1 protein-coding gene and 1 tRNA gene are annotated in these 416 nt (G+C 45.0%); one reads left to right on the top strand and one right to left on the bottom strand.

All coding sequences use genetic code 11. The features are described 5' to 3' along the window. Positions 1–264: hypothetical protein (locus tag GTO89_RS17215; RefSeq protein ID WP_207708942.1), on the top strand; the 264-nt coding region annotated here is incomplete at its 5' end. Positions 265–313: 49 nt separating this feature from the next. Here GTO89_RS17215 and GTO89_RS17000 read toward each other — a convergent pair. After that, positions 314–400, bottom strand: a tRNA-Leu gene (locus GTO89_RS17000). Positions 401–416: the final 16 nt, after the last annotated feature.

The following is a 416-nucleotide window of genomic DNA, read 5'->3' as shown; positions in this document are numbered from 1 at the left end:
TTTCGGCACATCGCCGTTTCCAACGATATTCCTCTGCGACAAGCCGTTCTTCTGCTGCTAGCTTTGATACCGAAAAGGTATTACACCGCTTCCGTATCAGCGAATAGCAACGGAATTGATTGGTTTCGCACGCTTTTGATTCGCAACTGTTCGATTTTCAAGGACCAGTTTTTTTCGCTCGTTTGTCGAGCGGAATTACATATTACCACGTTTGTCTCGAAGTTGCAACTGGTATTTTTAAGCATTAATTTGTTTGCGCTTTAAATCAGGTAAACCACTGCAACCAGATGGTCAACATCATAATTGTAAGAGTTGGTGCGGTCGAGAGGACTTGAACCTCCACAGCCTTGCGACTACTAGAACCTGAATCTAGCGCGTCTGCCAATTCCGCCACGACCGCATGTTAACTTAAAGTG

The organism is Heliomicrobium gestii, from assembly GCF_009877435.1.
Lineage (GTDB): Bacteria > Bacillota > Desulfitobacteriia > Heliobacteriales > Heliobacteriaceae > Heliomicrobium > Heliomicrobium gestii.
The sequence above is the reverse complement of the archived record's forward strand: the minus strand, read 5'-3'. Positions and strand labels throughout refer to the sequence as shown.